The organism is Acidaminobacter sp. QWL-03 (assembly GCF_058683855.1).
Window position 1 is genome coordinate 3,263,456 of record NZ_CM178752.1, and the last position, 17,055, is coordinate 3,280,510.

A 17,055-nucleotide genomic window follows, 5' to 3' on the forward strand; every position below is an offset into this window, starting at 1 on the left:
CGCATTGAAGGAGGCCAGCAGGCAGATGCAGAAACAAGATTCAAAACGATATCAAAGACCTGCGGACAGCCTCTCATCAAGTGATACTGCGCAACTTGGCCACAGAAGGGGGCTGACGGAGGCGCACCTCGCCGTCCTGCTCTTCGGTCTCGCGGGGCTCTTTGGTAAGTGGCTGACGCTGCACCCGCTGGCGATTTCTCTGGGACGGGTGTGTTTTGCGGTGCCGTTCCTTTATGTGATCATGCGGGCTCGCGGCGAGAGGATTCGCCTGAATCAGCGCCGGGACTACGTGGTCTTTCTGCTGCTGGGCATTGTCCTGGCGATCCACTGGACCGCGTTCTTCATGGCGATCCAACTGTCGACCGTGGCCGTTGGCCTGCTGACGTTTTCGACCTTTCCGGTCTTCGTGACCTTTATTGAACCCTGGATTCTGAAGAGCACCTTTCGATTTCAGGACGTACTCATTGCCTTGGTGACCATGTTGGGTGTCAGTCTTGTCATCCCTGACTTCAGCTTAAGCAATCAGGTGACCTTGGGCGCCCTGTGGGGTATTCTGTCCGGCCTGACCTTTGCGCTGCTTTCGGTCCTCAATAAGAAATATGTGGCCCAGTACCCCAGCCGACAGGTCTCGCTGTATCAGTTTGCTGCTGCGGCATTGGTACTACTGCCCATGGTCATCCCCCTCAAGCCCGCCCTGGATGTGCGTTCTTTGGTCTTGCTGGCAATTCTGGGCGTCGTCTTCACCGGGATTTCCCATACGCTCTTTATCAGCAGTCTGAAGCGAATTAAAGCTCAGACCGCCAGCGTCATTGCCAGCCTGGAGCCGGTCTATGGGATTTTGGCAACGGTGGTGCTGCTGGGCGAAGTGCCTGGACTGAAGGAAGTGGCGGGGGGCCTTATTATACTGTCTATGGCTTTTGTGGTGACGAGAAGACAGGAAGGGCATTAAAAATGAAAATCAGTTTGAATAACAGGACAACAATAAATCGCTGAATTGGCTAATTTATAACCATTTCAGCGATTTATTGTTTGAAAAGACCTAAACATTTTAAAACGTAAGCCCCCGTCGCCGGGGGCTTTTCTGCTTATGAGAATGTTTTATCAGCTTACCTCTCAAAAAACTGTACTTCAACTTGACGATTTCTCGGCCCGTCAAACTCACACAGATAGATGCTCTGCCATATGCCCAAGCTGAGTCTTCTATCTTTGACGGGAACCATTACCGAGGATCCCATCAGCGAGGCTTTGATATGGGCGTGGCTGTTGCCTTCCGCGTGGCGGTAAGGACCATGCGCAGGGTAGGTTCTCTCCAAGGCGGCCAGCATGTCGTGGACCACATCCGGATCCGCATTTTCATTAATGGTGATGCCAGCCGTAGTATGAGGAACGAACACGGCCACGAGACCGTCCTTCAGGCCGTGGTTATGAACCTCCTCCCGGATGAGTCGGGTGATATCAATCATTTCCTGAGGTGCGGTGGTGCGAATGTCGATCAAGGGAAAGGCCTCCTTCTATGGATAATGTTACAGATATATGCGGTTCGACGGAGAGGTGGACAGAAATGGTTTTTGCAATACAAACGTTCATTTGAACGTCAGTGAGAATTGTTCTCGCAAGCTCTGGTACAATTTTTATTTCTGTCCGCGTCCCCAAAGTTGAAGCCGTCCGCGTCACCAAGTTAAATCCCGTCCGCGTCCCCAACCCACTGCAGCCTGTAGAGGTCATAATACAGCCCCCTGCGATTCAGGAGCTCCTCGTGGGTGCCGGTTTCGCGGATTTCGCCATCGTGGAGTACCAGGATGCGGTCGGCATGCTGGATGGTCGAAAGGCGATGGGCAATGACAATGGTGGTGCGGCCGTGGGTCAGCTTGCCTATAGCATCTTGGATCAGCTGCTCCGTCTCGGTGTCAATGCTGGAGGTGGCTTCATCCAGGATCAGAATCCCCGGATCATAGGCCAGAGCCCGGGCAAAGGAGAGGAGCTGGCGCTGGCCGGTGGACAAAGTGGCACCGCGCTCATAGACCCGCTCGTGGTACTGGCCCGGCAAGCGGCTGATAAAGTGGTCCGCGTTGACCCGTCGGGCCGCGGCTACCGCGGAAGCTTCAGAAATCGAAGGATCCCCCAGCGTAATGTTTTCCAGCACATCCCCCGAAAACAGGAACACATCCTGCAGCACTACACCTATGCGGCGCCGCAGGGAGGCCTTGTCGTAGTCACGAAGATCCGTGCCGTCAATCAGGATGCGGCCAGCCCTCACATCATAAAGCCGGGACAACAGGCTGATGATGGTCGTCTTTCCAGAACCGGTGGCGCCCACAATGGCCAGGGTTTCGCCCGGCGCAACCTCGAAGGAGACGTTTTTCAGCACCGGCTCATCGGTGTGATAACTGAAGGAGACGTTGTCGAAGACCACATGGCCCTTAAACGCACCGTCTTCCAAAACCTTTTCACCATTTGGCAGACTGGAATTTTCCTCAAGCAGGAGAAAGATCCGCTCAGAGGAAGCCATAGCCGATTGTAATATATTAAACTTCTCACTGAGGTCAAATATTGGCTTGAAGAACTGATCCGTATAGGAGACAAAAGCGATCAGCGTCCCCAGCTCAATCACCCCCTGAAGCACCCTGCCGCCGCTATACCAGAGGAGCAGGGCCAGAGCCACCGTATAGAGCAGGTTCATGCTGGGGCGGAAGACCCCGAAGACCCGCACCTCTGACATAGACGCGTTCAGGTGGTCGCGGTTGATCTCCTCAAACTCGTTCATGAGTGCTTTTTCCTTGCGGAACTGCTGGATGATGCGGATCCCGCTGAGATTTTCGCTCAGCGTCGCGTTGATTCGGGCGATTTTGACCTTGACTGCCCTATGGGCCTCCCGGGCCTTCAGCCGGAACAGATAAGAGGCTAGGATAACCAGCGGCACCGTGGAAAGAGAGATCAGCGCCAATTTCCAGTTCAGGGACAGCATGATGACCAGGGTTCCGAGCAGCAGCAACAGGTCATTGATGAGATGAATCAGGACGTCCGTGTACATTTCGCTGATGTTTTTCATATCGCTGGTCACCCGGGTCACCAGTCGGCCGACAGGATTGCGGTCATAAAAGGACAGGGACTGTCCCAGCAAGTGATCATAAAGATGCGCCCGCATGTCGTAGACCAGGCGCTGGCCTACATGGTTCAGGATCAAAGTCTGGACGTAGCTGATGGCGAGGGCGCCCGCTAAAAGTCCCATGAAAACCAGGGAGAGGCGGATGATGGCGGCTTTGTCGCGGGAGATGAAACCATCGGCAGCTGTTTTGGGGAGCAGTGAGCCGCCCCGCTGGTCAATAGCCGCTTCCACCGCCCCCATCTCAGATGGCGGGACATAGCCCGGCAGCAGATAGTAGTCGCCTTCGAGCTTCAGGAGCTGGGCGGAAGCTGCGTTTTCATAAGCTTCCGAGGCACCGGCCTTCTCGAGCGCATCCACCCGGGCGTAGTAGCGGCCCTGAAATTGCGCCACCGCAAAGCCTTCAACCGCCGGCTCTGCCTCCAGCACCTTCCACTCCCTGGCGTAGCCGGAGATATGGTCATCAATGACTATCTTGATCAGGTAAGGCCGGATCAGGTCCACGGCGGTGACAAAGAGGAGCAGGATCCCGCTCAGGACCAAAAGTTTGACATAAGGCTTTGTAAAACTGGCAAGGCGCTTGAAAATGGCCAGATCGAAGGACTTCTCAATCTGCTGCTCCTCAAACTGCGTGTCGCGCTTCATAGGTCCTGCACCTCCTCGGTGTGACGCGTCTCAGCGCCGGTTTGTGGGCGTGGTTTCCAGTCGGGCCCGCCGGACCTGCCGCCAAGCTTGTCTTCCAGCTGCTGGCGGTCATAGAGGTCCCGGTAGTAGCCGCTGAGGGCCAGAAGCTCGGCGTGGGTCCCGCTTTCCGTGATTTCGCCGTCCGTCAGGACGTAAATGCGGTCGCAGTCCTTGACGGTGGAAATGCGGTGTGAGACAATCAGCACCGTTTTTTCTGCGAGTGCGTCGTTCAGGTGTCGCAGGATGGCCTCCTCCGTCTTGGTGTCGACGGCGGACAGTGCGTCGTCCAGGATCAGGATGTCCGCGTCCCGGTAGAGCGCCCGGGCTATGGACACCCGCTGCTTCTGCCCGCCGCTGAGGTTCACGCCCCGTTCGCCCAGCAATGTGCCGTAGCCGTACGGGAAGCTGAGGATCTCGTCGTGGATGCAGGCGGCCTGGGCGGCGCTTTCAATGGTCATAGCCCCTTCAAAGACAGAAATTTGGCCGATGGTCTCGGGATGAAGCCCCTGAGTCGGGGTGGGTTCTGTGACCATCGGCAGCGCGCCCTGGACACTGGCGGCCTCAAGCGGCGAGTCGTGGTAAAAGCGGATGTTGTCCTCAATGGATTTGGAGAAAAGGAAGTTGTCCTGTGGCACCACGGCGAAGCGGTCTTTGATGGCGCGGGCGGTCAGCTGGTTGAGGTCGTAACCTTCCAGGAAGACTTGACTATTGGTCGGAGCCCAGGTTTTCGTGATCAGCTGGAGCAGGGTGGTCTTGCCGGCACCGGTGCGGCCAATCAGCGCGATTTTTTCGCCTTTTTGGATGCTGAGTCGGATGTCCTTCAGGGCGGGGCGGGTCTGGCCGGGATAGGTAAAGGTGAGGCCTCGGAGCTCAATTAAAGGCGCAGGTCCAAAGGCTTCCTGGCCGATGGTCGTTTGTCCCAACTCTGTCTGAAAGTTTGTTTTCTGGCTGCTGGCATTGTTGGCGGAACTGGCGATGGTGGATCTGGCGTTGTCGGAAGGCGTCGATGCAATGGATCCGGTTTTCTTAGGCTCCAATGTACCATAGACAAAGGACGGCTTCGTGTCGAAAACGTCGTTGAGCCTGGAGAGAGAGGCGGAGCCCCGCTGCATGACGTTGACGACCCAGCCCAGGGCCATCATGGGCCAGCTCAGCATGCCCACATAGGAGATGAAAGCCACGAAGGCGCCCACGCTGATGCGGCCGTCAATGACGGCCCGACCGCCGAAGAGCAGGGTCAGCACCAGACTGACGGACCCAATGGTCCGGACCAGCGGAAACAGCCCGCCCCAGAGTCTGACCAGCTTCATGTTCTCCTTGTAGTTCAGGTCGTTGGAGGCTTTGAACCGCTCTTTTTGGAAGGGCTCCCGGGTGTAGGTCTTTACAATGCGGATGCCGGAGAAAGCCTCCTGGGTCAGGTCCGTCATGTCTGAGAAGGCCTCCTGCACACGTTTGAAGCGGGTGCGCATCAGTCTTCCACCGTAAAGGACCAGGGTGGCGATAACGGGCATGGGCAGCAGTGCGATCAGGGTCAGCTGCAGGTCGGCGGTGATCAGCATGAAGATCAGGGTCATCAGGGTGATGAAGATGGCATCCACCAGCATGACAGTACCGATGCCCATGGCGTGGCTGACCGCGACCACGTCGTTGGTGGCCAAGGCCATGATGTCGCCGACCTTGTTGACGTTGAAGTAGTCCGTTCTCAGGGTCTGGACGTGGGCATAGAGACGGTTGCGGAGCCAATACTCCGCTTCCCTGGAGGTGCCGATGATCAGGATGCGCCAAAAGTACCGCCCTGTCGCCACCAGAATAGCGATGCCTAGGATCAGGGCGATGGTAGTCAGAATATCACTGCTGCTGGCGGTCTTTTCCGCGAGCTGATCCGCCAAACTGCCAATGAGCCGTGGCGTAATCAGCTGAAGAAGGTCGATGGCGATGAGGATGAGGACGCCACCGGCGAGGTGCCAGCGCTTTCTTTTCAGGAAGGGTTTAAGGTGTTTCAAGAGTGGGGCTGAAGGCATGGGGAAAAGACCCCCCTTTCGGTTGGGTTGGGTATTATCATTATAACATAAGCGTTTGAGCAGTGGAGTGGGTAGGGGGGGTCAAAAACCATCGGCAAAAAAATCATTAAAAAAAGATAAATTTCAACTGAAAACTGTTTTCATTTCACTGGATGTGTTGTATAATGACTTTGGTGATAGACAAATCTAATGCATTCCGTTATGATCATAGAAAAGATTTATAAGCAGTGCGACATCACGGTCGGCATTCGAACATGAAATGGAGGATTTAGCATGAAAATTCAAACGAACCAGGAGACGATCGACGAGATCAAAAAAGTCCTGGATTCTCAGCAAGGCGCTCCAAGCAACGTGCGCATTTTCGTCGCAGGCTATGGCTGAGGCGGCCCGTCACTCGGTTTGGCTCTGGATGAGCTGAAGGATACGGACGTTGTGGACAATAGCAACGCAGTAAGTTTTGTAATGGAATCTGAGCTTTATGAATCATTTGGCGACATTAAAGTCGAGTTCGTAGGCAACGGCTACCACGTCGCGCCTGCAGAGCAGGCTGAGTCAGAGTGCGGCAGCTGCAGCGGCTGTCACTAGGATTTAGAAGCGTGAAGCGTTAAAAGGTGAACTGTTTGAAGGTCTCTTGCGAGCCCTTCAGACAGTTTTTTCTTTTAATTGGGGGACGACATTACTACATCAGAAAATTTTACCAAAGCGTGTCTTGCATTAAAAACTTAAATCGTTGACAATGGTTCTCACCAGGGCATTCCTGGGATATAATAGAGTTGTAAATTAATTATATTCCAAAAATCTGATGAAGGCTAGAAACCTATCAGGTCCTTGAATAGGAGGCACCATATGTTGAGAGTAGAAACCAATCCAGAAACCCTTGCAGAAATTGCCAAAGTCGTCGAGTCGCAGGAAGGTCCTAAGAATGTCAGGATTTATGAAGCAGGACACGGCTGCAGCGGTCCGTCCCTCGGTCTCGCCCTGGATGAAGTCAAAGAGACGGATTACAAGCATAAGCAAGGGGACGTCAATTTTGTCATAGACAAAGAACTTTTCAGAGATCTGGGTGATATCAAGATTGAGTTCGTCGGTAGCGGGTATCTCGTCGTGCCGGTCGTACCCGTCGAAAAGGCCGGAAAGGCCGAATCGGGCTGCGGTGGCGGCTGCGGCGGCTGTGGCTGCGGCGGGCATTAATTTCTGTCTTCGTTTTGTGGGAATAGGCGCCTGCAGCTGTGCCTTTTGATCCCTTCGTCCGAAAAACTAAGATTCTGTACTACGAATTGGGGACCAGAAGCCGGATGGCTGTTGGTACCCAATTTTGTGTTTTTGAGATGAAACTCGGTGTCAGCGGCTGTGCCTATTGACCCCCAGTTACATTGACCCCCAGTTTCATGTTTTTGGGGAAAGGGACCATCGGCAGGGTATTTATTACTGGCGACTGTATAATTTCGGAGGTGTCTTCATGCCCTATGATCTTGACTATCTAAAGCTGCTATCCAAGCAATACCCGTCGGTGGACGCGGTAAGCACGGAAATAGTGAATCTGAGCGCCATTGTGCTGCTGCCCAAGGGGACGGAGCACTTTTTGGCGGACATACACGGGGAGCACGAAGCTTTTGACCACGTCATGCGCAACGCGTCGGGTGTGGTCAAGCGGAAGATTGATGACGTCTTTGGGGAGACTCTGTCTGAGTCGGAGAAGAAATCCCTGGCGACGCTGGTGTACTACCCCCGGGAGAAGCTGGAGCTGGAGCGGGGCGCGCGGCCGATAGAGGAAATGGCAGCCTGGCATGAAGCCATGATGCTGCAGCTTGTTCGGCTCTGCCGTCAGGCGGCGTATAAATACACGCGGTCCAAGGTGAGAAAGGCAATTCCGGCGGAGTTTCAGTATATTATTGAGGAACTGCTTCACGAAAATGAGCACGATACTATGAAGCAAGGCTATTATCAGGGAATCCTGGACAGCCTGACGGCGATAGGGCGGTCAGAGGATTTTATAGTGGCGATTGCCGAGCTGATCCGGAAGCTGGTGGTAGATCACCTGCACATCATTGGGGACATCTATGACCGGGGCAAAGGGGCCCATCTGATCATGGACACCCTGAGGCGACACCACTCGGTGGACATTCAGTGGGGGAACCACGATGTCTTATGGATTGGAGCGGCCTGCGGCTCGGATGTCTGTATGGCGGACGCGATCCGGGTGTCGCTGCGCTACGCGAACCTGGAAACCCTGCAGGAGGGTTACGGCCTCAACCTGTCGCCGCTGGTGAGGCTGGCGCTGGACAAATACGCCGGCAGCTACGCGCCGACCTTTCAGGTTCGAAGCAAAGAGGAAAGCTTAGGTGAAACGGACCTGGCACTGCTGTCCAGGATGCAGAAGGCCATTGCCATAATCCAGATGAAGCTGGAGGGGCAGTTGGCGCTGCGGCGTTCTGAACTGGGGCTGGACCACAGGCGGCTTCTGGAGAAGGTGGATCTCGCCGGAGGAACGGTTGAGATTGACGGCGAACGCTACCCGCTCCTGGACACGGTGTTTCCGACCTTGGACCCCTTGAAGCCCTATGAGCTGTCCGCGGAGGAGCGGGAGGTGGTGGACCGTTTGAGGCTGTCCTTCAAACATGCCACGGAGCTGCAGAAGCACATCCGGTTCCTGGTGGACAAGGGCGGCATGTACAAGGTGTTCAACGGGAATCTGCTCTATCACGGCGGGATTCCGCTGACGTCGACTGGGGCGTTCGAGACTTTTGAGCTCTGCGGGAAGCCGCTAAAAGGCAAAGCCCTCCTCGACGGCTTCGACGACTGTGTCCGCCGGGCCTACTACGCCAAGGATCCGGACGAGAAGTCCCAGGCGTTGGATGTGGTTTGGTATTTGTGGTGCGGCGAAAAATCCCCGTTGTTTGGAAAGAGCAAGATGGCGACCTTCGAGCGCTACTACGTTGAGGCCAAGGAGACTCACAAAGAGGTGAAGAATCACTACTATGCCTTCCGGGAGGATGAGGACGTCTGCGTCCGCATATTGAGTGAATTCGGGCTGAACGCGGAGACCAGCCACATCATTAACGGCCACGTTCCGGTTAAGGTGGTCAAGGGCGAGATGCCCATCAAGGCTGGCGGCAAGCTGATTACCATTGACGGTGGACTCTCTAAAGCCTATCAGAAGGTCACGGGCATCGCCGGCTACACGCTGATCTTCAATTCTCAGGGGATGCATCTCGTTTCCCATGAGCCCTTCGAGTCCAAGGACCGGGCGATCCGCGAGGATCTGGACATCCTGCCGACCAGCGTGTTCATTGAGAAGAATCAGGCCCGGATGCTGGTGGGGGACACGGACAACGGGGCGGTGCTCAAGAAGGATATTGAGGCGCTGAAGGCGCTGCTGCAGGCTTATCGGGATGGGTTGATCCGGGAGAGGTAGTTGAATTTCGAAAGTGGTATCCGCCGCCAACTCCATTAATTGTTATTCCATTTAAAAACTTGGCCGATGGTTATTTGAATGTCAGATGTGACGTCAAACGACCTTCGGCTAAAGCTTTTTTTGAAAGATTATTTTAAAGAGTACATGGCTCAGAAATGATTAATACAAATATGGAGGCATGGACTGAATTGTGTCTGAATTGTAGTGGGTGTCTGTCCCCGATTTCGTTTTTGTCCGCGTCACCAAAATGAAAGCAGTCCGCGTCACCAAGTTGAAATGTGTGCCAGATCTTTTTTTTGCCGATGGTCATTCAACTCAAACCTCTTACGCAAGGCGTGAAGGATTCCGTCAGACATGTACCACGCAAAGCCCATTGACTTCGCTTCGGTTCAGGGCTGCGCCCTATATAAACACTGAATACGCCGCACTTCAGAGTGCAAGCTCTCTTGCGCACGGCATATTCAGTGTTTATGCACGTCTGTTAGCCATCGCAAATATGCGTTGTAAATGAGGGCGGATCATGCTATATTGTTTGGTAACAACATCTGATATTAGTAGGAGGTACTAAATGGAAATTCGTGAGATTGAAATATTGCTTCAAGCCTTTAACGCGACGGATCTGACCAGAATGGCCTATTCTAAAGATGGCATCAGCTTGGTGCTGGAACGGCAGACGGAGCCACTGGTCACTGTCGAGAGACCTGTTGACCTCCGCCCTCAATTTAATTCACAGGCTGCTACGGTCAATGAAAGCATGCCAGTGGCTGCAAGCATACCGGCTGCCGCGGTTTCCGCTACTGCCCCCGCAGCTGAACCTGTTGCCTCATACGCAGATCTGATCAAGGCGCCGCTGGTGGGTGTCTTCTATGCCGCTCCGGCTCCGGACGCAGCACCCTTTGTTACTGTAGGGCAATCAGTCAAAAAAGGCCAAACCCTCTGCATTGTCGAAGCCATGAAGGTCATGAACGAGATCCAGGCAGAGTGGGATGGCGTGGTCGAGCAGATTCTGGCTAAGCCTGAGGACATTGTCGAATACGGCCAGCCGCTCTTCAGCATTAGGAGGAACGGATGATCAAGAAAATCTTAATCGCGAATCGCGGTGAAATCGCAGTGCGGGTCATTCGCGCCTGCCGGGAGCTGGGGATTCAGTCGGTAGCAGCCTATTCTGAAGCGGACCGCGAGTCCCTCCCGGTCCTGCTGGCGGATGAGGACTTCTGCATAGGTCCCGCCAGCGCGAGGCTCAGCTACCTGAACGCGAATGCCGTGATCCAGGCCGCCAAGGCCACCGGCGCGGACGCCATTCACCCGGGCTATGGCTTCCTCTCAGAAAACGCTGAGTTTGCCGATGGTTGCCGCGCCGCCGGCCTCATCTTCATAGGCCCCGACGCAGAGCACATCCGAATGATGGGTGACAAGGCAAAAGCCAGAGAAGTCATGCAGAAGGCCGGTGTCCCTGTCGTACCAGGCACCGAGGGCGCGGTGGACGACCTTGAGACCTTACGTGCCGAAGCGGAGAGAATTGGTTATCCCCTGATGGTCAAAGCGGCAAGTGGCGGCGGCGGCAGAGGCATGCGGGTGGTCGATTCGCCGGAAATGCTTGAAAACGCCTGGCAAACCGCCAGATCCGAAGCCAAAGCGGCCTTTGGTGATGATCGAGTTTACCTCGAACGCAGAATTGTGAAGCCTCGCCACGTGGAGGTCCAAATTATGGCAGATACTCACGGCAACGTTCTGACCCTGGGTGAGCGGGACTGCAGCCTTCAGAGGCGCAACCAGAAAGTCATTGAGGAATCTCCGTGTCCGGCACTGACCGAAGCGCAGCGCCAAGGTCTTTACAAGGCTGCGGCGGACGCCGCGAGAGCGGTTCAGTACATAGGTGCCGGCACCATTGAATTTTTGCTGGACAGCACGGGTGAGTTTTACTTCATGGAAATGAACACCCGGATCCAGGTGGAGCACCCGGTGACGGAAATGGTCACCGGCATAGACCTGATTCAGGCCCAGATCCGTGTGGCTGGGGGAGAAGCGCTGAGCCTGAGACAAGAAGAGGTTCGCATCCAAGGGCACGCTGTGGAATGCCGCATCAATGCCGAGGATCCGGCCTTGAATTTCCGCCCTGCTGCGGGAACCGTGGAAGCGCTGCATTTGGCAGGCGGCTTTGGCGTGCGCAACGACTTTTTCATCTACCAGGATTACAAAGTGCCCCACTGCTATGATTCCATGCTGGGTAAGATCATTGTCTGGGGTGAAACCCGGGCAGAGGCGCTGAACCGCATGAAGCGGGTTTTGGATGAAACCATCATTTCTGGGCTCAAAACCAACCTTGAATTTCAAAAAAGCCTCATTGAGCTGGAGGACTTCCAGTTCGGAGAGTTTCATACCGGTACTCTGGAGGCCAGCCTGGATGACCTCATCCTCACCATGAACCAGAAATTGAAAGGGGCTTAATCATGAAGCTCGATTTTCTCAAAAGAAAGAAATGGGTCAGACTTGAGCTGTCCAATCAGGTTGACAGAGAGGCTGCGGCGTTGAGAGAAGCGGCGGGTCTGCGGCAGGCCTTATCGACCCCGTCTGTAGCTTCTGCCCCGCCTGTGACGTCTCCAGCTCATCCTGAAGTCTTATCCCATAACACAAAAATAGCGCGAAGTATGACGGCTGCACCAACGACTCCAGGTCCAGACGAAGCCGCATGCCCAGGCTGCGGCGCGATCCACTTAAAACAGCGCTGGGAGCGCAACTTCAAGGTCTGCGACCAGTGCGGCAAGCATGGCAGAGTCAACAGCCAAGAACGCGTCGCCCAGCTTCTGGATCAAGGCACCTTCAACCCCATAGCCAAAGAGGTCACCTCTGTAGATCCCCTTGCTTTTCCCGGTTACCAGGAAAAGCTGGATAAAGCCATGTTACAGTCGGAAGCCGGGGATGCGGTTCTGACCGGTACGGGACTCATCGATGGTATCCCGGCGGCCCTTTTCATCATGGAGCCCGACTTCATGATGGGCAGCCTTGGCAGCGCGGCTGGGGAGCGGATTACGCGCCTCATTGAGACTGCCATAGAGAACCGTGTGCCCGTCATAGGCTTTTGTGCCTCAGGTGGCGCCCGCATGCAGGAGGGGATCCTTTCCCTGATGCAGATGGCGAAGACGTCGGCGGCGCTTGGGCGACTATCGGCAGAGGGTCTTCCTTATATTGCGGTTCTCACGGACCCGACCACCGGCGGCGTGACGGCCAGCTACGCCATGCTGGGGGACGTGATCCTGGCAGAGCCGGGCGCGCTCATAGGCTTCGCGGGCCAGCGGGTGATCGAGCAAACCATCCGCCAGAGCCTGCCCGAGGGTTTCCAGAGAGCAGAATTCCTGGTGGAAAAGGGCTTCGTCGACCGCATCGTCCACCGGGCGGAGATGAAAGCGGTCCTCGCGAAGCTTCTTAGGCTGCACGGATTCGCGCCGGCGTTGGCAGAAGCCCCATCCGCAGCAACTTCCACAACTGTAAACGTTAAGGGAGGTGAAGCCCATGTCTCATAAGCTGGATTTCGAAAAGCCAATTTTTGAGCTGGAGGAGAAGATCCAGGGACTGCGCCAGTTTGCTGAGGATAATGACCTGGATCTCAGCGCAGAAGTCCGCAAGCTCGAAGACAAGGTGTCTGAGCTCAGGCGAGAGACCTTCAGCGGCCTGTCTGCCTGGGACTGCGTCCGCCTCGCCCGCCATCCGGGAAGGCCGACCACCCTGGATTTCATTGAGGGCATCTTCGACGACTTCATAGAGCTCAAAGGCGACCGGGCTTACAGCGATGATCCCGCTATGGTCGGCGGCCTGGCCATGCTGGAAGGCGTGCCGGTCACGGTTTTGGGTCATCAGAAGGGCCGGGACACCCTCGAGAACATCCGCCGGAATTTCGGGATGCCGCATCCGGAGGGTTACCGCAAAGCCCTTCGACTCATGCAGCAGGCAGAGAAGTTTGGGCGACCTGTGGTTACGTTTATTGACACTGCCGGCGCCTACTGCGGACTGGGTGCCGAGGAACGGGGCCAGGGTCATGCCATTGCCAGCAACCTGATCGCCATGGCGGGGCTCAAAGTCCCAGTGATTTCTGTGGTCATTGGCGAAGGCGGCAGCGGCGGCGCTCTTGGCATAGGCGTAGCCGACCGGGTTGCTATGCTGTCTTCAGCAGTTTACTCCGTGATCTCGCCGGAAGGCCTCTCCAGTATTTTGTGGAAGGACGCGACCAAGGCCAGCGAAGCGGCGGCCGTTATGAAAATGACCGCCAGGGACATTGAGGCCCTGGGCGTTATTGATGCCATAATAGAAGAGCCCCTCGGAGGGGCCCACCGCCATCAGGCTCAGACCGTTGAGGCGGCTGGGAAGTGGATCAAGGAAACTTTGGGTGATTTGAGGGCGCTTCCTCTTGAGACCCTCCTCGAAAAACGGTATGACAAGTACCGGGGGATGGGGCAGTACGAGGGCTAAGTGATACAGTGAGAGTTAGTGTAAATTTACACTAAGCTCTGGCACCGAATTTGAGTTGGTGACAGGCACCAATTTGGTTTTTGTCCGCGTCACCAAAACAGAAGCAGTCCGCGTCACCAAACCCTCAAAACAGGTTTTGTACAGTAAACGAGACAAAAGACACGACCATCAGCTGGATTAAAGCGTTCAAAAGCTTTAAATCATCTTGCCGATGGTCGTTTTATTTTGCTGACATCAAATAATTTCAAAACTCGCTCTATAAACTGCAACATTCTTGCTTCTGTATTCGTTTTATAGTAGGAGGGGTGAAAAACGTGAAAAATGTGTGCCGTCGGTCATTTTTCCCACACAAACACTTAATTTTACAATGTGATATAATTGAGGAAGAATCTGCATATTCAACGTGGTAATTTCACTTAAGGAGCAACTCGACACAGCAAAGTTTGATTGATATTGTTGTTATGACTTTGGGTGACCATCCGCAAAACGCTTAAAGGCTTTAAGTGCAAAACTCTGCCGATGGTTGCGCCCACCACCCACCACCCACCACCGCCAAAGCTGGCAGCCTCTTTGAAGGAGGACATTATGAATAATAAGACTTTAAGGTGGATTATCATAGCGATTGCAATCCTGATTCTTTTGTTTTTTATATCTATGATTGCCGGGAATCCATTTCTGTAGGAGTGAATTCAATTGGTTTTCAAACTGAATATTGTTTGGAGGGATTTGTTTGAACCCGCGCAGCGCGTTAAACCCTTTATTTCAGAATATGAGAAAAAGGTTCACAGCTTCGATAGGCCCATTACTGCTCTTGATTCTACTGACAATGTCTATGATGATGCTCCCAACTTTCAGTGCCCAGGTGGGCAGCACAGTTCGTGTGACCCTGCCAGCCTTCAAGGTTACACTAAATGGTGAAGTCATGGACCCGGCCTTCAGTCAGTACCCTGTGATCTTCTATAAAGACATCACCTATTTTCCTATGACGTATACGTATTGCCGCTTCCTTGGGCTCGAAACTACCTGGAAAGGCCAGAAAGAAGGCCTTTTGATTGAAGCGACAGGCGTCACGGCGGCTTACAGGCCATACATAACGACTGTGAGAAACAGCAGGAGCCAAACAGCCGTGATCCCTGCCTATCCAATCCAGATCAATGGACTAAAAATTGATCAAACTAAGGAACCCTATCCGCTTCTTTCATTTCGCAACATTACCTATTTCCCCATCACCTGGAAATTTGGCTCAGAGGCCTTTGGATGGGATTACCATTTTGATCTTCAGAATGGCTTGGTGATCAGGTCCAGTAATCCTAAATTAAATCAAATCCGACTTTCCGACGACTGGACTGAAGCGGGGGAGGACAACCCGCAGAAGCCTATCGCGATCACCACTGAACATATTTATTATCAGGGAACGAAAGGACGGATCATGCAGGCGTCATTGGCAGATCCACTCCGCTCATGGCAGGTTTATCAGCTGCCCGTTTGGTCCTATGGTGATGGCACCACTTATGTAAATGCAAGCTTGACGGGTAATAATGGCGACCCGCTGCTATCCTATCACCAAGGCGGGGCAATTATGGGCTCTGATGTGCTGGTCAGCTTAAAAGCGGATAGCGCGACTGCCGTTTTGAATGAAGGTTACTATTATTTTAAAGCCTTTGGGGATGACAGCGTCAGAACCTATACCGGTCCTGCCCCAAGCGGCGGCAATCTTGAGGTAAAAACATCAACAACTGACTGGAAAAAAGCCGGAAGTTCAGATTACCTTTATGGCTGGGCGTGGCGCTCGGACGGTGCCAGCAGTGGCGGCACAGGCTCTGACAGTGTTTACAAGTCAGGCGACCAACTCTACCTCTTAGCCTTCGATCTGACTAAGCCGGGCAGCACGACGGGCATTTATAGAGTGAATCTCCAGACGAATGACACGGTCCGGGTTGTTGACAGGGAAGTGCTCGGTTTCCAAATGGACGGTGAGACCTTTTATTACCAAAGTGGCGGCAGCCTCGATCGCTACGATTTGAATGAGAGCAAAGAAAACCTGATGAAATCTCCATTAATACCCCCTAATGGCATCCATTGGTTTACAGCCTTGAATGGATCCGTCTATTGGCAGGACGCACAGTCACGAATGCTTTACGATCAGACGGGCAAACCGGTCCAGGACGGCGCGCCGCTCCTTGAGGCACAGTTAAAAGGAGACCAAAATGAGTTCCTGGTGTGTACCTTTGAGGATCAGCCGGCTACAAAATATATAAGCATGATCCTTGGCCGCCATGGAGATGTGGTTTTTAAAACTTCCGACCGGATGAGCTTGGAGAGTGTGATGATATCAGGGAATACCCTCTATTTCTACAATCTGACGTCGGGCACCGTCTGCGTCGGGTCGCTGGCAGGGGCTTTTTAGGGTACGGTTAGAGTGTTATCATCAGCGCAGTCTGATCATGTTTGAGAAAGGGTGGGGGTGGGTGACCATCGGCAAAACGCTTTAAGGTTTTAAGTGCAAAGCTCTGCCGATGGTCCCTTATCCGCCCAGCACCGCCAAATATGATAGGGTTTTTGTAGGAGGACGTTATGAGCAACAAAACATTAAAGGAGCGATGGCATGCTGAATTTTGACACCGCATTTATTGTTCAAATCATCAATACGATTTTACTGGTCGCAGTGCTCTATCTGGTCTATGCGCTGCTTTTCAAGTATCCAAAGCACAACAAAAAAAGATTTGAAAGCATTGAAAAGCGTATTGAGGACATTGAGAAGAAGCTGTGATTGGGTGCTCACTTTTAATATATATTTTACTGGAGGGAAGCTAAATGTTGGGTGGCGTGACATTATTTTGGGAGCAAATCAGAAAACGAAGTTGGCTCGTGCTGCCGCTGGTCCTTTTCATATTATTGCTGCCCTCCAGGAAAGAGATTAAAGATGAATTTCGAGTGTTTGATTATGCGGGTGGAGATCAAGAAGAAAAAACCTTACAGCTAGAGATCACCTTGACCAAACACAACAGAATGTCTATGGTTACAAGCAAACATGATGCTGTGATTGTGGTGGAGGGTAGAACATACAGGTATCTAGCCGACAATTTTAATCGAAGAGATGCTGCTTATCTGCCCCTGGGGATGAGCTACTTTGAATTTGGCATATTGCTTCCGGATGAGGATTTTTCAGAGTTTGTTGTTCTCTTTGACGAGGATCATCACTTTATAGAAAGTGACACGCTGAAATTCGTGGTGTACCCGCAGCGCAGTGAGTTGGAAGCGAGAATGCTATTGGAGAAGCTGCTTGAGTACAATGCATACGATCCTGAGAAGCGGACTTTCTATTAAATTAATGAGTCTCTTTTGGGTTATTGAATCCAGGACCTTGT

The 17,055-nt window shown here is 53.5% G+C and carries 14 protein-coding genes; 11 read left to right on the forward strand and 3 right to left on the reverse strand.

What is annotated here, in order from left to right; genetic code table 11:
* Positions 1-25: 25 nt before the first annotated feature.
* The gene (locus AC4PHM_RS15090) at positions 26-949 is read left to right on the forward strand and encodes a DMT family transporter (protein WP_492018556.1); all 924 of its coding nucleotides are present in this window, start codon (positions 26-28) and stop codon (positions 947-949) included.
* A gap of 157 nt (positions 950-1,106) precedes the next feature.
* Here the strand turns inward: AC4PHM_RS15090 and AC4PHM_RS15095 are convergent, their stop codons facing one another.
* From AC4PHM_RS15095 to AC4PHM_RS15105, 3 genes are all read right to left on the reverse strand, one after another.
* Positions 1,107-1,496 carry a secondary thiamine-phosphate synthase enzyme YjbQ gene (locus AC4PHM_RS15095; RefSeq protein ID WP_492018557.1) on the reverse strand — a complete coding sequence of 130 codons (390 nt, stop codon included), beginning with the start codon at positions 1,494-1,496 and terminating at the stop codon, positions 1,107-1,109.
* 182 nt (positions 1,497-1,678) lie between these two features.
* On the reverse strand, positions 1,679-3,748 hold the full coding sequence (locus AC4PHM_RS15100) for an ABC transporter ATP-binding protein (protein ID WP_492018558.1): 2,070 nt from the start codon (positions 3,746-3,748) through the stop codon (positions 1,679-1,681).
* On the reverse strand, positions 3,745-5,808 hold the full coding sequence (locus AC4PHM_RS15105) for an ABC transporter ATP-binding protein (protein ID WP_492018559.1): 2,064 nt from the start codon (positions 5,806-5,808) through the stop codon (positions 3,745-3,747). Before AC4PHM_RS15105 ends, AC4PHM_RS15100 begins: the two co-directional genes overlap by 4 nt.
* Positions 5,809-6,207: 399 nt before the next feature.
* Between AC4PHM_RS15105 and AC4PHM_RS15110 the strand changes: the two genes are divergently transcribed.
* From AC4PHM_RS15110 to AC4PHM_RS15155, 10 genes are all read left to right on the forward strand, one after another.
* Positions 6,208-6,393, forward strand: a complete 186-nt coding sequence (locus AC4PHM_RS15110) for a hypothetical protein (protein ID WP_492018560.1) — start codon at positions 6,208-6,210, stop codon at positions 6,391-6,393.
* Positions 6,394-6,654: 261 nt separating this feature from the next.
* The gene (locus AC4PHM_RS15115) at positions 6,655-6,999 is read left to right on the forward strand and encodes a Fe-S cluster assembly protein HesB (protein WP_492018561.1); all 345 of its coding nucleotides are present in this window, start codon (positions 6,655-6,657) and stop codon (positions 6,997-6,999) included.
* Positions 7,000-7,267: 268 nt separating this feature from the next.
* On the forward strand, positions 7,268-9,223 hold the full coding sequence (locus AC4PHM_RS15120; RefSeq protein WP_492018562.1) for a fructose-1,6-bisphosphatase: 1,956 nt from the start codon (positions 7,268-7,270) through the stop codon (positions 9,221-9,223).
* A 568-nt stretch (positions 9,224-9,791) separates the two neighbouring features.
* Complete coding sequence (gene accB / locus AC4PHM_RS15125) at positions 9,792-10,295, forward strand: acetyl-CoA carboxylase biotin carboxyl carrier protein (RefSeq protein WP_492018563.1); 504 nt, start codon at positions 9,792-9,794, stop codon at positions 10,293-10,295.
* Positions 10,292-11,671, forward strand: a complete 1,380-nt coding sequence (accC, locus tag AC4PHM_RS15130) for an acetyl-CoA carboxylase biotin carboxylase subunit (protein WP_492018564.1) — start codon at positions 10,292-10,294, stop codon at positions 11,669-11,671. The genes accB and accC overlap by 4 nt, the downstream gene beginning before the upstream one ends.
* A 2-nt stretch (positions 11,672-11,673) precedes the next feature.
* Positions 11,674-12,744: an acetyl-CoA carboxylase, carboxyltransferase subunit beta gene (gene accD / locus AC4PHM_RS15135; protein WP_492018565.1), complete on the forward strand. Its 1,071-nt coding sequence runs from the start codon at positions 11,674-11,676 to the stop codon at positions 12,742-12,744.
* Positions 12,734-13,687, forward strand: a complete 954-nt coding sequence (locus AC4PHM_RS15140) for an acetyl-CoA carboxylase carboxyltransferase subunit alpha (protein ID WP_492018566.1) — start codon at positions 12,734-12,736, stop codon at positions 13,685-13,687. Before accD ends, AC4PHM_RS15140 begins: the two co-directional genes overlap by 11 nt.
* A gap of 730 nt (positions 13,688-14,417) precedes the next feature.
* On the forward strand, positions 14,418-16,094 hold the full coding sequence (locus tag AC4PHM_RS15145; protein WP_492018567.1) for a hypothetical protein: 1,677 nt from the start codon (positions 14,418-14,420) through the stop codon (positions 16,092-16,094).
* Between the two features lie 198 nt (positions 16,095-16,292).
* The gene (locus AC4PHM_RS15150) at positions 16,293-16,457 is read left to right on the forward strand and encodes a hypothetical protein (protein WP_492018568.1); all 165 of its coding nucleotides are present in this window, start codon (positions 16,293-16,295) and stop codon (positions 16,455-16,457) included.
* Between the two features lie 44 nt (positions 16,458-16,501).
* A complete protein-coding gene (locus AC4PHM_RS15155; RefSeq protein WP_492018569.1) occupies positions 16,502-17,014 on the forward strand; it encodes a hypothetical protein in 513 nt (170 codons plus the stop codon).
* The last annotated feature ends 41 nt before the right edge of the window (positions 17,015-17,055 follow it).

Excerpts from the sequence above, each read along its gene's own strand:
- accC (WP_492018564.1), top strand. The coding sequence starts at position 10,292 with ATGATCAAGAAAATCTTAATCGCGAATCGCGGTGAAATCGCAGTGCGG.
- AC4PHM_RS15100 (WP_492018558.1), bottom strand. The coding sequence starts at position 3,748 with ATGAAGCGCGACACGCAGTTTGAGGAGCAGCAGATTGAGAAGTCCTTC.
- AC4PHM_RS15105 (WP_492018559.1), bottom strand. The coding sequence starts at position 5,808 with ATGCCTTCAGCCCCACTCTTGAAACACCTTAAACCCTTCCTGAAAAGA.
- accB (WP_492018563.1), top strand. The coding sequence starts at position 9,792 with ATGGAAATTCGTGAGATTGAAATATTGCTTCAAGCCTTTAACGCGACG.
- AC4PHM_RS15155 (WP_492018569.1), top strand. The coding sequence starts at position 16,502 with ATGTTGGGTGGCGTGACATTATTTTGGGAGCAAATCAGAAAACGAAGT.
- AC4PHM_RS15090 (WP_492018556.1), top strand. The coding sequence starts at position 26 with ATGCAGAAACAAGATTCAAAACGATATCAAAGACCTGCGGACAGCCTC.
- AC4PHM_RS15115 (WP_492018561.1), top strand. The coding sequence starts at position 6,655 with ATGTTGAGAGTAGAAACCAATCCAGAAACCCTTGCAGAAATTGCCAAA.
- AC4PHM_RS15120 (WP_492018562.1), top strand. The coding sequence starts at position 7,268 with ATGCCCTATGATCTTGACTATCTAAAGCTGCTATCCAAGCAATACCCG.
- AC4PHM_RS15140 (WP_492018566.1), top strand. The coding sequence starts at position 12,734 with ATGTCTCATAAGCTGGATTTCGAAAAGCCAATTTTTGAGCTGGAGGAG.
- accD (WP_492018565.1), top strand. The coding sequence starts at position 11,674 with ATGAAGCTCGATTTTCTCAAAAGAAAGAAATGGGTCAGACTTGAGCTG.
- AC4PHM_RS15150 (WP_492018568.1), top strand. The coding sequence starts at position 16,293 with ATGCTGAATTTTGACACCGCATTTATTGTTCAAATCATCAATACGATT.